Source organism: Nocardia sp. NPDC050413, from assembly GCF_040655475.1.
Classification (GTDB): domain Bacteria; phylum Actinomycetota; class Actinomycetes; order Mycobacteriales; family Mycobacteriaceae; genus Nocardia; species Nocardia coubleae.
This window is the reverse complement of the sequence record NZ_JBFAJZ010000002.1, coordinates 682,398-697,341: the sequence shown is the minus strand read 5'-3', so window position 1 is coordinate 697,341 and position 14,944 is coordinate 682,398. Positions and strand designations below refer to the sequence as shown.

The window sequence follows — 14,944 nt, the reverse complement described above, 5'->3', positions numbered from 1 at the left end:
GGGTGCCGATGAGTGCTGTCCTGGCCGCGTTCCTCGACGACTATTCGGCTGCCCTGCGCCGCCATGTCGCCGCGCCGGGCCAGACAGGCCTGAGCGAAGGCTACGACCTCGGCAGGCGCGCCCTCGTCGAGGGCATCAGCCTGCTCGATCTCACCGAGCACCACTTCCGCACCGTCGCCGAACTCGCGGGCAGCGAGGCGTATTCGCGAGGGGCGGAGGTGGCGCTGGAATTCCTGCTGCAGACGATGGCCGCGCTCGACATCGCCACCCGCGGCTACCTCGACGGCACCAAGCGCTACGAGCAACAGCGTTCGCGCGCCGAGGATCTCGCGGGTCGCGACGCGTTCCGCACCGCGCTGGTCGAGTCGCTGCAGGACGGGTTCTTCGTCGCCGACGAGCACGGGACGATCGTCGAGGTGAACTCGGCGTTCGGGGTGCTCACCGGGTACGGGCCCGAGGAGGTGCCGTTCGCGCTGCCGCATCCGTGGGCACTCGACGATCGCAAGGGCTATCCCCAGATCGGTACGGAGGCTTCACGTTTCGTGATGCCGGTGTGTCACCGCGACGGCCGCGAACGCTGGCTCGCGGTGAGCGCGAGTTCACTGGTGAAGCAGGAGAACAACGAGCGGATCTTCGTCGGCACCGTGCGTGACGTCACCGCCGAGCACGACGCGCAGGCCCGCGATCAGGCGGCCTCGCGGCTGGCGACCGCGGTCGGCGCGGCCACCAGCATGGTGGAGGTTCTCGCCGTCGGACTCGACGAACTGCGGCGGACCATGGGTGCGCGCACGGCACTCGTGGCGGTGTGGCCGAGCCGCACCGGCCGCCCCGACCTCTACTCCTGCGGTGAGTCTCCCAGCCCAGCCCAAGCGCCACCGGAACCCGAATTCGTCTCTGCCAACAGCAGATTCGTCGCGACGCCGGTGCAGCAGCCGAGCTCGCGCGGTGAGGCTCCGGTGGTGCTCGACGAGCAGACCAACGAATTGCTCGACCGGGCGCGCAGGCAGTCCGCGCGCGGCCTGTCGGCCATCACCGGCGACGAGGGCGGCGTGGACGCCGTCGTCGCGCCGCTCGGTGAGACCGGCGACGCGGCGCTGTGGGTGCGCTTCGGCGCCCCACGCGCGGTGAGTGCCGCCGACTGGGCGCTGTATTCGCTGCTGGTCGGCCATCTCAGTGTCGCGTTGCAGCGTGCGCGCAACTTCGACCAGGCCCGTGCCACCTCGCTCACTCTGCAGCGTGCCATGCTCGGCCCGATCGAACTGCCGCCGCGATTCTCGGTGCACTACGAACCCGCCCTGCCGCCGCTCGAGATCGGTGGCGACTGGTACGACGTGGTCCCGCTGCGCGACGGCACCATCGGTGTGGTCGTCGGCGACTGCGTCGGCCGAGGCCTGTCCGCGGCGGTGGTGATGGGTCAATTGCGCACTGCCGCACGGGCTCTGCTGCTGCGCGGCGCCGGACCCGCCCAGCTGCTCGCCGAGCTCGACGCGGTCGCCGCGCGGATTCCCGGCGCCATGTGCACCACCGTGTGCGCCGCCGTGCTCGACCCCGAGCGCGGTGTGGTTCGCTACTCCAACGCCGGCCACATGCCGCCGATCCTGGCCGCACCCGGTGGGCCGGGCCGGATCCTCGAGGGCGGTCGGGCGGTCCCGCTGGCCACCTTCGACACTCCGCGTCGCCCCGAGGCGACCACCGCGCTGCCCGCGGGCTCCTCGCTGGTGCTGTTCACCGACGGACTGGTGGAACAGCGCGGCTACGACATCGAGGAGGGCTTCGTGAAGATCGCGGACGTCCTCAGCGAAACCGGTGGCGCGCTTCCCCGCGATGTGGCCGACGCCGTGCTGTCGCGACTGTGCCCGCCCGCGGGCTACGACGACGACGTGGCGATGGTCGTCTACCGTCAGCCACCGGAACCGCTGCACGTCGACATTCCCGCCGCCGCAGTCGAATTGACCGGCCTGCGTCGCACGCTCTACCGCTGGTTCGCCACGGCCGCCGTGCCGCACGACCTGGCGGCCGACCTCGTCGCCGCCGCCAACGAGGCCTGCAGCAACAGCGTCGAACACGCCTACCGTGACACCGAACCCGGCCGAGTCGTCCTCACCGCCACCTGCGAGGGTGACCGGGTGGTCATCGAGGTCACCGACACCGGCCGCTGGGTGCCGACCCCCACCGACCCCGGCTACCGCGGCCGGGGTGTGGAGATGATGCGGGTACTCACCGAGGACCTCGAATTCACCCACGACGAAAAGGGCACCCGGGTGCGCATGTGGGTGACGCTGCCCTCGATCACCTTCCCGACCGCGAACCCACTGCGCGCCTCGACGCGCCCGCCGGGAATGTCGTCGCTGAGCTCGTCCTGACAACTGTCAGCAAATGCGGAAGGGCACAGAGAAATTCCGTGCTGACACGTCTACCCGTTGCTTGTCGGAGCCAAACTCCATTGCTACGGTGATACCGCAGTCCCACACCGAGCCAGGTGTGCATCCGGATATCCAGCGATCATCTCGCGAATTCGTTGAGCTGCACAACCCTGATGACACCGACGCTGTCGGTGCCATCGCCGTGCAATTTTGCGAGACGATCCCCATCTCGAAGGAGAAACTGATGTCTGCAGCAGTCGGCGATCTGATCGACAGTATTTTGAAGATCATCGGGTCGATCATCTGAACAACGATCCGTGAGTAAACCGTCGATTCCGGAGCCGACGACAGCTCCGGAATCGACGGGTTCAGTTCGTGGTCGTCTGATACGCCTCGAGGTCGAAAACGCGCATCTGCCTGCGGTAACGGAAACTGAAGTCCGGCCACAGCACCGCGTTGTTCCCCGTGCTGTCGAGGAACCAGCTGCGGCACCCACCGGTGGCCCACACCGTTTTCGCCATCTTGCGCTGGATTCCCCGGTTGTATTCTTCCTCGGCGTCCTTACGGACTTCGACGGTGCGCAGACCGCGCTGCTCCATGGTTTCCAGTGCCGAGATCAGGTACCGGAACTGGGATTCCATGATGTAGATCAGCGAGGTGTAATTCAAGCCGGAATTGGCACCGAGCATGAAGAACAGGTTGGGAAAGTTCGCGACCGTTGTGCCCTTGTAGTTGCGATACCCTTCCGCCTCACCGATTTCCGACAGCGTGCGCCCGTCGCGGCCGACGTACAGGTTGTAGGTCGGGGAATCCGATACCTGGAATCCCGTGCACCACACGATCGCATCGACTTCGCGTTCGGTGCCGTCCTCGGTGACGATCGAATTCGTCCGGACCTCCGCGATCGAATCCGTCACCAGATCCACATTGTCGCGGTCGAGCGCCGGATAGAAACGGTTGGACACCAGCATCCGTTTACAGCCGAGACGATGCGCCGGCAACACCTTCCGGCGCACCTGCGGATCACGGATCTCGAGGAACATCTTGACCCGGCCGACCAACTCAAGCAGCACCGCAGCACGCGGGTACTTGGCCTGGAAGACGACGAAGATCTCGCGCAGCAGGTAGATCATCGCCCGGACCAGCCGCTGGAAGCCGGGAATCCGCCGGAACGCGAACCGCTCGACCGCCGTATAGCGACGGCCCAGATGCGGCATCACCCAGGTGGCGGTGCGCTGATACACATCGAGGCTCGCCACCTCCGGCGCGATCGACGGAATGATCTGCACCGCAGACGATCCCGTGCCGATCACCGCCACCCGCTTGCCCGCGAGGGTCGACTCGTGATTCCACCGCGCCGAATGGAAGATCTCGCCCTCGAAGCTCGACATCCCCTTGATATCGGGAAGATTCGGCTCCGCGAGCACACCGGCCGCCGACACGACCACATCGGCGGTGAATTGCCCACGGCTTGTGTGGATCTCCCATCGGCCATCGGTATCGTTCCAGCGCGCCGCCGTCATCTCGCAATCGAAGATGTGCTTGTCACGCACCCCGAAACGCTCCGACACGTCCCGGATGTAGCGTTCGATCTCGGCCTGCGGGGAGAACGACCTGGTCCAATTCGGGTTCAGCGCGAACGAATACGAATACAACTGCGAGGGCACATCGCACCCGGCACCCGGGTAGGTGTTCACCCGCCACGTGCCACCGACATCGGGTCCACGTTCGAGCACGAGGAAATCGGTGTGCCCCTGCTGACTCAACCGGACCGCCGCGCCGACGCCCGACAGCCCGCTTCCGACGATGATGATCCTGACGTGCCGTATATCCGGATCGGCCACGGTCACCGAGCTTCGTAGATGCGTTTGTGGCCCGACATCGCGGCCAGCCGGAACGGGCGCCGGGTTTCCTCGGCCATGGCGTGGTAGGCGCCGTCGGTGGGCAGCACCGCTTCGTGCAGGGCACGGTAGTGGTCGTAGTCGAGCATCTCGCGCGAGCTGATCGCGGCCTGGTTGGCCTCGGTGCGCAGGTGCGCGCGGTAGCCGGGTTGCACTGTGCCGCTGAAGAACTCGGCCACACTGCCGGAGCCGTAGCTGATCATGGCAAGGGCCTTGCCGGTGAGGTCGTCCGCGTGGTCGAGCAGCGAGGCCAGGCCGAGGTACAGCGAGGCGGTGTAGCTGTTGCCGACGGTGCGGTTGTAGGTGGTGGTGGCGCCGATGGCGGCCTCGAGGTCGGCGGCCTCGGCGGTGTGGCCCTGGCTCTCGAGCAGGTGCCGGTGCGCCTTGTAGGCCATCTTGGTGAAGGGCTGGTGGTAGCAGAACGCGGCGAACTCGCCGAGCTCGCGCCCACCCTGGCGGCGGTAGTCGCTCCACGCCTCCTGGGCGGCCTTCTGGTAGGCGTTCACCGAGGTCTTGCCGTCGACGATGGCCTCGGAACGGTAGTTCGGGCGCCAGAAGTCCATGATGTCGGCGCTGTAGAGCCCCGAGATCGGGTCGAGCGCGAGGATGGCCGGGTTCGCGGTGACCAGCATCGCGACCGCCGCGGCGCCCTGGGTCGGCTCGCCCGGGGTGTCGAGTTCGTACTTGGCGATGTCGGCGGCGATCACCAGCACCCGCTGCGAGGGGTCACGCGCGATCAGGCCCGCGGCGAACGCCAGCCCGGCGGTGCCGCCGTAGCAGGCCTGCTTGAGCTCGACCACGCGCGCCGCGTTGGGCAGCCCGATCAGCGAATGCAGATACAGGGCAGCGGCTTTGGACTGGTCGACACCGGTCTCGGTGGCCAGCAGCACGGTGCGGATGTTGTCGGTGCCGTGCCGTTCCAGGATCGGCTGGGCGGCCGCGGCGGCGATGGTGACGATGTCCTCGTCGGCGGCGGCCACGCTCATGCGTTCCTGGCCGATGCCGAGGTAGAACTTGTCGCGATCCACCCCGAGTCGCTCGGCGAGGACGGCGTGATCGAGGGCGTAGTGGGTGGTGGCGAACGAAAGGTCGTGGATTCCGACCGGCGTTGTGGTCATCGTTGTGTCCCGTTGCTCGTGGTTGACCGCTCGAATTGGGTATGGGCACGCATCAATTCACCGCGATTGGTCTGCGCGGCCATCAGCGACAGCTCACCGCACAGCACGGTGGCCGCACCGATCACGGCGAGGCGGCGCGCGTTCTCGCCGGGCTCGCGTTCGGCCCGGCAGCCGAGGCGCACCAGGTTGTCCTCGACGAAACTGGCGTGCTTGCCGTTACCGACCGTACCGACGATCAGGTTGGGCAGGGTGCACGAGAAATACAGATCACCGTCGCGGTCCTCGGCGTGGGTGACGCCCTGGGAGCCCTCGACGATATTGGCGGCGTCCTGACCGGTGGCCAGGTAGTAGGCCAGCAGCATGTTCGCGTAATGGGCGTTGGCGGAACGGATTCCGCCCGCGAGCAGGGTCCCGATCAGGTTCTTGCGGATGTTGAGCTCGACGACCTTGGCGGCGGTGGTGTGCAGCCGCGCCTCGACGACCTCGCGCGGGATCAGCAGCTCGGTGACGACGTTCTTACCGCGACCGAGGATGCCGTTGACGGCGGTGGCCTTCTTGTCGGTGCAGTAGTTACCCGAGATGGAGCCGTAGCGCACACCGGGCATGGTCGACAGGATGTGGTCCATCAGGTGGTCGCTGGCCAGCGTGGCCATGTTGTGGCCGGAGGCGTCGCCGGTGGTGAACTCGAACCGCAGGAACAGCAGGTTGCCTGCGATCTGGTGGTTCAGGTCGATGAGCCGGGCGAAGCGGCTGCTGCCCGAGACGACCTCCTGCAGCTCGGGCATGCGGGCCTGGAGCTGCTGCACGGTGGTGTAGGCGGTGTAGGCGTCGTCGGCTTCGAGCAGGATCGACCGGGTCATCCGCTCGTCGATGAGGGTGGCGACGATGCCCTTCTCGGTGAGGGTGCTGATCCGCGCACCGCGCCCGACCGAGGGCCACAGCGGGGTCTCGTAGGTGGCCAGCGGCACATCGACGGAGTCGTCGACGACATTGCCGGTGATCCGCAGCGGACCGACCCACTGCATCGGGACAGCCGCGTACGACATGTCATTCATGGATGACTCCTTCTCGGAGGTTCGATTCGCGCCACCAGGGACTCCGGTGGGCGAGACAGGCCACATCGATGCCGCGCAGCGCGCAGAAGCCGGCCAGGTCGCCGGTGACGAGCACATCGCGACCGGTGAGCTCGGCGGGAGTGGTCGCGCCGAGGACGGTCATGATGTTGCGCAGCTGATCGAGCCAGGTGGTGATCTTGGCGACGAGGGCCTCGGTGCCGTGGTCGACGAGCGTTTCCAGGAACGCTCCCGCCACACCGGTCGCCTTGGCGCCCAGCGCCAGGGCGCGGGCCATGTCCAGCGGCGAGCGGATGCCGCCGGAGGCGGAGATGTCGATGCCGGTGATGCCGGTGCAGTCGAGCAGGCACGCGGCCGTCGACTGACCCCACTGTTCGATGAAGGCGAAGTCGGCGCCCGCGCGCCGGTCGTTCTCGATGCGCGCGAAATTGGTTCCGCCGCGTCCGCCCACGTCGGCAACGGCTACCCCGGCCTCGCGCAGCCACGTGACGGTCTGCCTGCTGAGGCCGAACCCGACCTCCTTGACGATCACCGGCACCGGCACGCCCGCGACGATCTCCTCGATGCGGCGGGGCCACCCGGCGAAGGCGCGGTCGCCCTCGGGCATCACGACTTCCTGCACCGAGTTCACGTGGATCTGCAGCGCGTCGGCCTCGAGCAGGTCGATCGCGCTGTGCACCTGGTCGAGGGTGGCGTTGGCGTTCACATTGGCCAGGACGAACCCGTGCGGGTTCTCTTCGCGCAGTACACGGAAGGTGCCCGCGACGGCGGGGTCACGGAAGTAGGCGCTCATCGAGCCCGAGGCGATGGGGACTCCGGTCTCGCGGGCCGCGACGGCCAGCTGTCGGTTGATCTCGCCGGTGTTGGTGCTGCCACCGGTCATCGCGTTCACGTACAGCGGTGAGTTCCAGTGCTTTCCGGCGAAATCGACGCCGAGCCGCACGTCGGCCGAGTCGATGCCTGCCAGGGCGTGGTGCACGAAGGCGACGGAGTCGAAATCGTTGCCACCGCTGTGGTTGCGGCGATGGTTCACCGCGTGGCGAACGTGGTCGTCCTTGCGATCGGCGATCATGCGCGAACTCCTTCGGACGGGTGGATCCGCAAGGGCAGCTTGCGGATTCCGGCGGCTTCCCAGCCGTCGGTCAGTGCGGCGACAGCGTCGGCGCGGCCGTTCTCGAGCACGGCGATACCGCAGTCGCCGCCACCGGCACCCGAAGGCTTCGCGGCGGCGCCGACCTCGGCCGCCACGTGACACAACGCGGCGAGGCGTTCGGTCATGACGCCGAGCCGCTCGGCCGCGTCGAGGCCGAGGAGAAGCTCACGCGCACAGTCGATTTCGGTGCGGATGGCGGTGGGGTCGTCGGCGTCGACGGCCGCGGCGAGGCGTTCGACGCAGGCATCGCTGCGCACCAGGAACTCCGCGCGGTCGAGGGGTGCGCCGAGGCCCGCGACCAAGGTGGGGGTGGAGGCGGGGGTGCCGGTCCAGCCGATGTGCAGGTCGAGCGTGGTGGGAGTGGGCAGCGGGCGCACGGACAGACCCGGCCAGGGCAGGCGAAGTGCCGCGTCGACGCCGTCGGCCTCGGCCGCCTCCGCCACCCGGGCGCGGTTCGGGGAGCTGTAGGCGAGCCAGCCGCCCCAGGTGCTCGCCGCGACATCCCCGCCGGAAGCACGGGGATGGACCGTGACCGTGGCGAGCATGGCGAGGCGGTAGCGGTCCATCGAACTCAGACCGAGCTCGTAGAACTCGCCGAGCGCGGTCACCGCCGCGACCGTCACCGCCGCGCTGGAACCCAGGCCGAACTTGCGGCCGTCGGCGTCACCGAGATCAGCGGTGACGTCCAAATAGTAAGGGCGCGGGGTGATTCCGCGTTCCAGCACCAGTCGGTCGAGCACTGATGCGGCGGCGAACAGATAGGAGAAGGTGGCCGGAACCGACCCGGTCGCCGACACGAAGGAGCCGGGGTGACCTGCGAGGGCGGGCGGCGCCGAGTTCGTGGTGGCCGATTCCGCCGAGGCAGCGACACCAGCCTGGTCGCCCGTCGCGCGGCGACACCGGAGGGAGCTTCCGCCCTCCAGATCCGACGCGAGGACGGTGTCGCCGTCGGTCGCCGTGACCGTTGCGGTGGCGTAGCGGTCGACGGCGACCAGCACGGCCCGGTGACCCGGTTCGACGACGGCGTACTCCCCCGCGACGAACAGCTTGCCCGGGGCGCGACAGGAAATCATGAGGCTCCGACCTGCGCGGTGTCCGGGAGCAGCGTGGCGCCGGGACCGATGTGCGCGGTGCGGGTGGTGACGAAATCGCCGAGGCTCTCCACGGTCGCGGCCACTCGGGCGGCGTCGGCGCGGGTGCACAGCACCTTCACATTCGGGCCCGCGTCGATGGTCGCGTAGGCGAGCACACCGTCGGCGCGCAGGGCCTGCACGGCGTCGAGCACCGCGAGCGAGTGCGGCGAGAGGTAGCGGATGCCGGGGCGGGCCGTGAGCATGGTGGCGTGCATGCCGAGCGCGTTGCGTTCGGCGATCTCACCGATGGCGGCCAGGTCACCGCGGGCGACGGCGCGGCGCATCTCGTCGAAGTCGAGCATCGACGACTCGGCCCACGGCCGGTAGAACGGGGAGGTCTGGGTGGTGGCGCGCATGGCGTCGCGGCTCGACACCGTTTTGGCGGTCTGGTTCACGACCGCGACCACCAGGGCGGGGTCGAGTTCGTCGCCGCCGATCGGCTCGGCATAGGAACTCAGATCGCCCGCCTCGCCGTCGCCCGCGCCCGCGTGCCACACCACGAAACCGCCGAAGATCGAGCGCGACGCCGACCCGGACCCGCGCCGGGCCAGCCGCGACAGCGCGCGCCCGTCCAGGTCCAGACCGTAGGCGGTGGCCGCGGCCGTGGCCAGCGCGGCGAAACCACTCGCCGAGGAGGCCAGCCCGGCCCCGGTCGGGCCGTCGTTGACGGTGACGACGGTGGCGCGTTCGGTACGACCAGCCTCGGCCCGCACGAGGTCGAGGAAACGTTCGATGCGGGTGTGCGCGGAACCGGTGGCGGCGGTGCCGTTGAACTCGATCTCGTCGGCCGGGCCGTCGGTGACGCGCACGGTGGTGGTGGTCGCGAAGATGTCGAGCGTCATCGACAGGCTGCTCGTGACAGGCAGGAACATCGTTTCGTCGCGCTTGCCCCAGTACTTCACGAGGGCGATGTTCGGGTAGGCGAGCGCGGTGGCCTCGCCGGTGGCGGAGGTCGAAGTCATTGGTGGGTACCGGGTTCCGAAGTCGTGGCGGACAGGGGCGTGGCGCCGGCGTGCAGGGCGCGAGTCGGCACCGTCCAGGTTCGCACGGCACCCGCACGGCGCAGCGCGGCACTCACCCCGGGCGCCGAGGCGGGCTCGGTGAGGGCGAGCACACAGCCGCCGAGACCGGCGCCGGTGAGCTTGGCGCCGTGGGCGCCCGCACCGAGCGCGGCGGTGACGAGGGCGTCGATGTGCGGCGTGCTCACGCCCAGCTCGGCGAGCAGTTCCTGGAAATCGAGCATGGTCTTGCCGAGCGACTCGGCGGCACCGGCCGACAGCTCGTCGCCCGCGGCCTCGATCAGGCCCGAGGCGCGCTCGAGCAGCGACCCGGCCCGCACCGGGTCCTCGGCGAGCCTGCGCCGCACGCCTGCCACCGCGTGCTGGGTGGAGCCGGGCACGCCGGTGTCGGCGATGACGAGCGCGGCGTCGAGCCCGATCGGCATCGGCTCGGCGCGGCCCTGATGGAACCGGATCGGACCGTTCGCAAGGACGGCACTGGCGTCGATGCCGCTGGCCCGCCCGTGCGCGACCTGCTCGCCACATTGCACGAGGTCGTACAGTTCGCCGGGTTCGACGACGAGCCCGTGCAGATCCGCGACCGCGCGCACCGCGGCCCCCGCGCACGCGGCGCTGGAACCGAGCCCACGAGCCAGCGGAATCCCGCACTCCACAACGACTTCGACGGTAGTATCGGTGATTCCCCACCGCCGCAACGCTTCCTCGGCCGCGACCCGCGGACCAGACAGGGCGGTGTCGGTTCCACCGACGGTGAAACGGAAGTGCCCGTCGGCCGGAACCTGCGACCCGGTGCCGGGTTCGGCCGGGCGCGCGAGGGCGCGCACCGGCAGGGCGGGCAGGGGGAACGCGATCGCGGGCGTGCCGTGCACGACCGTGTGTTCACCCAGCAGGATCGCTTTGGCGTGGGCGCGCCCGATCCCTACGACCATGCCCGTTTTCGTGGTCACATCGATTCCTCTCCCAACTCGGGCAGGTTCACCGCCCGACATCCTTCCTACCGGAACGACGCCGGGCGGTCGGCCTCGCGCTTACCGAGTCGATCGGCCGAGAATACTGCGCACGGACGGGAAGAACGCGGGCACCTGTGCGGCATAGGCGCGATACGACGCACCGAAGCGGGCGATCAGGTCACGCTCCTCCAGGTAGGTACCGAGCAGGATGTACCCGGTCAGACCCAGCGCCCACACCAGGTGGCCGACCGTGAACTCCCTGGCGAACCAGAACGACACGAGCAGCCCGGTCATCAGCGGATGCCGCACCAGCCGGTACACACCGTTGACCTGCAACCGGTCGACGGTGGCGTCCGGCACCTGGATCACGTACTGCCGGTAGGCCTGGCTGATACCGAGCAGATGGAAATGGTTCAGCAGCAGAGTCGCCGCGTAGACCAGCACGAACCCGATCCAGAACCCGATATCGAGCGCGATACCCACCGCACCTTCAGCAGACCAGAGTACGTGTGGTATGGGCTGCCAGGCCAGCATGATGACCCACATCACCAGGCACACGCCGATGATGTAGACCGTCCGCTCGAGCGCTTCGGGCACCCAGCGGGTGATGAAGGCCTTGAACGCCGGCCGGGCCATGCCCGAGTGCTGCAGGGCGAACAAGGCCAGCAGCACCAGGTCGATCGCGACGGCGGGCACCGCGGACAGGTGCGGTCCCTTGTCGACGGTCTTGGGCAGGAACCAGCCGCCCGCGAACAACAGCATCAGCGGCACCGTGATGCCCGCGAAGGCGTACACGGCGAAGGAGAACAGGAACGGGACGAGCCGACCGGGCGTGCTCAGCACGCCCCGCGCCTGCTGGGGTGTCATCAGATCCATGCGAACCACGGCAGGTATCGGTTGCGGACGGTGCCCGATTCCAGGCGCTGCTCGAGGCGCGCCTTCCACTTGGTGCCGTAGCGCTCGTTGAGGAAGCCACCGGGCACGACCAGACGCCAGCCCGACTGCGCGACCATCCAGTACGGCACGATGACGCCGGGGTTGACATCACGCATGTAGTCGAGCTTGTCGGGGATCTGGCTCCAGTGGATACCGGGGTAACGGTGGTGCACGCTGTGGTAGCCCTGGTTGAAGATGAGGAAGTTGAGGATGTTGCCCGCGTTGTTGAGCGAGGTGCTCGGCTCGTCCTCGAACTGCCGCGCCGGGGCGTGGCTCAGCCAGGCGAAGTAGCCGGCGTTGACCTGGGTGATGAGGAACGGCACCCAGTAGAACAGCACGAACCGTTCGGTGCCCGCGGCGTACCAGACCGCGGCCATGACCACGAAGTACACCGCCAGGTCGAACATGAACTGGTGGCGGGTGCGACGGCGGCGCGGCGCCGGGTTCGCGGCGAACACCGTGCGCACGGTGTGGATCTTGACGATGGTTCCGTAGCGGATCCAGTACCAGATGGCACCGAGACCCTTTTCCATGCCGGTGGTGGCGGTGACGTCACCCGGGCCGTCGTTGAACCGGTGATGGTTGAGGACGTGCACCTCGCGCATCTCGGCGGCGGTCAGGTTGCCCGGCAGGCAGCACAGGATGTCGACCACCCGGTTGGGCAGCTTCGACACGAACAGCGGCCGATGGGTGTGCATGTGCATCACACCGATGGTGAGTGAGAGGTTGAGCAGCGACAGCACGATGATAAGCGGGATCGCGATGTACCAGTTGCCCGCGGCGGGGACGAACAGGGCGGCCGCGGTCATCCCCATCCACAGTGCGATGTGCACGAGCGGACCGACATTGGAGGCGTGCTCGAGTTTGAGGACCCGCCGGCTGAACGGCGGTTTCTCGGTAGGCGCGACGGGCGTTGGGGTGCTCATGGGCGAGCTCCTTCGCTAGTAGTGACGATGCTCATGAACGAATTGCGTCGGTGGCGAGCGCTGCCTGTTGCAGGCGCTCGGCGAGGTCGCGCAGGGCGTCGGGCCGGTTGCCCGGCACCCGCTCCATGGCCCCGAAGGCGAGGTGGTCGGCGATCATCATGGTGCGCACCGTCGAGCCGGTCGGTTCGCCGGTCATCGGTTCCTCGGGCAGGGCCCGCACGAGGGCGAAGGTGGTGTCGACGATCAGCGGGACCAGCGAGGTCGCGGATGAGTTCTCACCACCGGCGCGCAGCACATCGGTCTTGGGGACGTGGCGCTCGGCCGCGAAGTCCGGCGCGGCATCGAGCATGGTGTGGATGGCGCCGTCGGCGCCCGCGCGCACCCGCTCGAGCATCCGGGTCCAGTACTTCGGCGAACCCGCGGCCAGCACGGACGCCGTGAGCGGACGCCGGTACGGCTTGGGCGCACCGACCGCGCCGCACAGGAATGCCGAGGTGGTGATGGTCATGTAGGCCATGGCCGCGCGGGCGCCGAACCCCGGCGTGCCGGGGCCGAGCTTGGCGAGCAGCGCGAATCCGCCGAGGGTGGGGGCGAGCTGACGCAGCATCACCATGCGGGTGAGTTCCTCGCGGTCGGCGGCGCCGTAGAGTTCGAGTTCGCCGTCGCGCAGGTCGTTGGCCGACTGGGCGATCACCGCGATACAGCCGGTGAGCTCGCGCAGGTCGTCCTCGGGCAGTACCCCGTCGGCGACCAGGGTGCACGCGTAATGGGTGACGCGGCCGAGCACGCCCTCGCTGTAGGTGACGCGCGGCAGCGGCTTGTCGAGGTTGCGGGCCATCACCGCGGCCATGTCGGTGAGCACGCTCGCCACCCGTTCGCGCGCCTGCGGGGACAATCCGGTGACCAGCGCGCGGATGTCGGCGATGCGCTCGGCGAGCAACAGATCCAGCGCCTCGCTGTCGCGCACGACGCCGGTGGTCGGCGGCAGCGCAGGCGGGGCGGAATCGCTTGTGCCGTTGAGGTATTCGGCTGCGGCCAGCACAGCCGCACCCGCGTGGTCGCGGTCGGCGAGGTCTTCGTAGGCGTCGAGCACCCGGCACGCGAGCAGGGCCGCGGCGGCTTCGGCCCGCTGGTGGGCGGGCAGGAAACTCACCGCGATACCGAGGTTGCGTCCGGCCGGAACGAGGGCGAGGCGGGCCAGTTCCTCGGGCGTGCGCGCGGCGCGCATGGCGGCCAGGTCGGGGGCGCGGCGCAGCACACGCAGGCCGCGGACCAGCTGGAGGAGTCGGACATCGCTCATCGGGAGATCACCTGCCGCAGAAGTTCGCGCAGGTCGTCCCGCGCCGGAGAGGGGCCGAACACGTCGAGCGCGTCGGCCGCGGTTTCGGTGGCGGTCACCGCGACCACGCGGGCGGCCTTGGTCGCGCCGCTGTCGACGAGGTCGATGCGCAGGGTCTCGCTCGGTGTTACCGGGTCGAGCCACAGGTCGCGGGCACCCTCGCGCAGGTCGAGCCACTCGATGACCGGCCAGGTCGGCACGCGACGTTCGAGATCGCCGCCTGCGTCCTTGCCGAGACCGGGGCCGCCCTCGATGTCGCGGACGTCGTCCATGATCTGGAAGGCCATGGCGAGCTGGTCGGCGTACACCATCAGCGCGTGCAGCCGGTCCAGGTCGACGCCGCCCGCGGTGCCGCCGTAGGCGCACGACAGCCGGAACAGGGTGCCGGTCTTGGCGATGGCGACCAGTTCGTAGTGCCTGCGCAACGCGGGCACGTCGACGGCGGGCGGCAGAGTTTCGATGAGCTGGCCGAACGACAGCTCCGAGAGCCGGTCGGCGAAGGTGATACCGGGAGCGTCGGTGATGCGATCGGCCATCGCCGGGTTGTCGGCGAGCACCCGGGCCACGACCTTCATCGCGGCGCCCGCCATGTGGAAACCGGCGCGGGCGGCCTGGCGGACACCGAAGGCGGCCGGGACCGACGGCGCGGCGCGGCGCAGCAGGGAGCCGTCGCAGATGTCGTCGTGGATCAGCGAGGATTCGTGCAGCATCTCCATCGCGCAGGCCAGGTCGACCGCGTCGGCGGGCGACACCGCGTCGCCCGGCGCCTCGGGGAGCAGGGTGGCGCAGGCCAGCACGAGCCTGGCCCGCACCCGCTTGCCGGGCGCGGCGAGCACATGGCGATAGATGTCGTCGAAATCCTCACCGGTGAGCAGGATTTCGGGCAGGCGCGCGGCGACGAGCGGGAGCTGCTCGACCGGCCCGGCCGGTCGCGGCAGGACCCTCACCTGGTCACCGGGGTGCTCCACGTGCACCGCCTGGGGAACCTCGGGGCGATGGGCTGAGGCTAGCGCGGAGTTGTCCATAGCGCTGA

The 14,944-nt window shown here is 69.0% G+C and carries 13 protein-coding genes; 2 read left to right on the top strand and 11 right to left on the bottom strand.

Annotated features, from left to right (window positions below):
* The first annotated feature begins 8 nt into the window (after positions 1-8).
* On the top strand, positions 9-2,363 hold the full coding sequence (locus AB0I19_RS09225) for a SpoIIE family protein phosphatase (RefSeq protein WP_357146420.1): 2,355 nt from the start codon (positions 9-11) through the stop codon (positions 2,361-2,363).
* Positions 2,364-2,376: 13 nt separating this feature from the next.
* On the top strand, positions 2,377-2,670 hold the full coding sequence (locus AB0I19_RS09220; RefSeq protein ID WP_357146417.1) for a hypothetical protein: 294 nt from the start codon (positions 2,377-2,379) through the stop codon (positions 2,668-2,670).
* 61 nt (positions 2,671-2,731) lie between these two features.
* Here the strand turns inward: AB0I19_RS09220 and AB0I19_RS09215 are convergent, their stop codons facing one another.
* From AB0I19_RS09215 to AB0I19_RS09165, 11 genes are all read right to left on the bottom strand, one after another.
* Positions 2,732-4,213 carry an NAD(P)/FAD-dependent oxidoreductase gene (locus tag AB0I19_RS09215; RefSeq protein WP_357146414.1) on the bottom strand — a complete coding sequence of 494 codons (1,482 nt, stop codon included), beginning with the start codon at positions 4,211-4,213 and terminating at the stop codon, positions 2,732-2,734.
* A complete protein-coding gene (locus AB0I19_RS09210) occupies positions 4,210-5,382 on the bottom strand; it encodes a hydroxymethylglutaryl-CoA synthase (protein ID WP_067492033.1) in 1,173 nt (390 codons plus the stop codon). The genes AB0I19_RS09215 and AB0I19_RS09210 overlap by 4 nt, the downstream gene beginning before the upstream one ends.
* Entirely contained in the window at positions 5,379-6,437 is a 1,059-nt protein-coding gene (locus AB0I19_RS09205) for a hydroxymethylglutaryl-CoA reductase (protein ID WP_357146411.1), read from the bottom strand. The genes AB0I19_RS09210 and AB0I19_RS09205 overlap by 4 nt, the downstream gene beginning before the upstream one ends.
* Positions 6,430-7,527: a type 2 isopentenyl-diphosphate Delta-isomerase gene (gene fni / locus AB0I19_RS09200; protein WP_067635811.1), complete on the bottom strand. Its 1,098-nt coding sequence runs from the start codon at positions 7,525-7,527 to the stop codon at positions 6,430-6,432. Before fni ends, AB0I19_RS09205 begins: the two co-directional genes overlap by 8 nt.
* Positions 7,524-8,681 (bottom strand): phosphomevalonate kinase, encoded by a 1,158-nt coding sequence (locus AB0I19_RS09195; protein ID WP_357146408.1) that lies wholly within the window; start codon positions 8,679-8,681, stop codon positions 7,524-7,526. The genes fni and AB0I19_RS09195 overlap by 4 nt, the downstream gene beginning before the upstream one ends.
* Positions 8,678-9,703: a diphosphomevalonate decarboxylase gene (mvaD, locus tag AB0I19_RS09190; RefSeq protein WP_357146405.1), complete on the bottom strand. Its 1,026-nt coding sequence runs from the start codon at positions 9,701-9,703 to the stop codon at positions 8,678-8,680. The genes AB0I19_RS09195 and mvaD overlap by 4 nt, the downstream gene beginning before the upstream one ends.
* Positions 9,700-10,707 carry a mevalonate kinase gene (mvk, locus tag AB0I19_RS09185; protein ID WP_357146403.1) on the bottom strand — a complete coding sequence of 336 codons (1,008 nt, stop codon included), beginning with the start codon at positions 10,705-10,707 and terminating at the stop codon, positions 9,700-9,702. Before mvk ends, mvaD begins: the two co-directional genes overlap by 4 nt.
* Before the next feature lie 81 nt (positions 10,708-10,788).
* Complete coding sequence (locus AB0I19_RS09180) at positions 10,789-11,586, bottom strand: NnrU family protein (protein ID WP_181699111.1); 798 nt, start codon at positions 11,584-11,586, stop codon at positions 10,789-10,791.
* Entirely contained in the window at positions 11,577-12,572 is a 996-nt protein-coding gene (locus AB0I19_RS09175) for a fatty acid desaturase (RefSeq protein ID WP_357146399.1), read from the bottom strand. The genes AB0I19_RS09180 and AB0I19_RS09175 overlap by 10 nt, the downstream gene beginning before the upstream one ends.
* Positions 12,573-12,603: 31 nt before the next feature.
* Positions 12,604-13,872 carry a hypothetical protein gene (locus AB0I19_RS09170; protein WP_357146396.1) on the bottom strand — a complete coding sequence of 423 codons (1,269 nt, stop codon included), beginning with the start codon at positions 13,870-13,872 and terminating at the stop codon, positions 12,604-12,606.
* A complete protein-coding gene (locus tag AB0I19_RS09165) occupies positions 13,869-14,936 on the bottom strand; it encodes a polyprenyl synthetase family protein (protein ID WP_357146393.1) in 1,068 nt (355 codons plus the stop codon). Before AB0I19_RS09165 ends, AB0I19_RS09170 begins: the two co-directional genes overlap by 4 nt.
* Positions 14,937-14,944: the final 8 nt, after the last annotated feature.

Bases quoted from the DNA above. Each gene is read 5' to 3' on its own strand.
- AB0I19_RS09225 (WP_357146420.1), top strand. From the start codon at position 9: ATGAGTGCTGTCCTGGCCGCGTTCCTCGACGACTATTCGGCTGCCCTG.
- AB0I19_RS09220 (WP_357146417.1), top strand. From the start codon at position 2,377: ATGCGGAAGGGCACAGAGAAATTCCGTGCTGACACGTCTACCCGTTGC.
- AB0I19_RS09210 (WP_067492033.1), bottom strand. From the start codon at position 5,382: ATGACCACAACGCCGGTCGGAATCCACGACCTTTCGTTCGCCACCACC.
- AB0I19_RS09205 (WP_357146411.1), bottom strand. From the start codon at position 6,437: ATGAATGACATGTCGTACGCGGCTGTCCCGATGCAGTGGGTCGGTCCG.
- fni (WP_067635811.1), bottom strand. From the start codon at position 7,527: ATGATCGCCGATCGCAAGGACGACCACGTTCGCCACGCGGTGAACCAT.
- AB0I19_RS09195 (WP_357146408.1), bottom strand. From the start codon at position 8,681: ATGATTTCCTGTCGCGCCCCGGGCAAGCTGTTCGTCGCGGGGGAGTAC.
- mvaD (WP_357146405.1), bottom strand. From the start codon at position 9,703: ATGACTTCGACCTCCGCCACCGGCGAGGCCACCGCGCTCGCCTACCCG.
- AB0I19_RS09180 (WP_181699111.1), bottom strand. From the start codon at position 11,586: ATGGATCTGATGACACCCCAGCAGGCGCGGGGCGTGCTGAGCACGCCC.
- AB0I19_RS09175 (WP_357146399.1), bottom strand. From the start codon at position 12,572: ATGAGCACCCCAACGCCCGTCGCGCCTACCGAGAAACCGCCGTTCAGC.
- AB0I19_RS09170 (WP_357146396.1), bottom strand. From the start codon at position 13,872: ATGAGCGATGTCCGACTCCTCCAGCTGGTCCGCGGCCTGCGTGTGCTG.
- AB0I19_RS09165 (WP_357146393.1), bottom strand. From the start codon at position 14,936: ATGGACAACTCCGCGCTAGCCTCAGCCCATCGCCCCGAGGTTCCCCAG.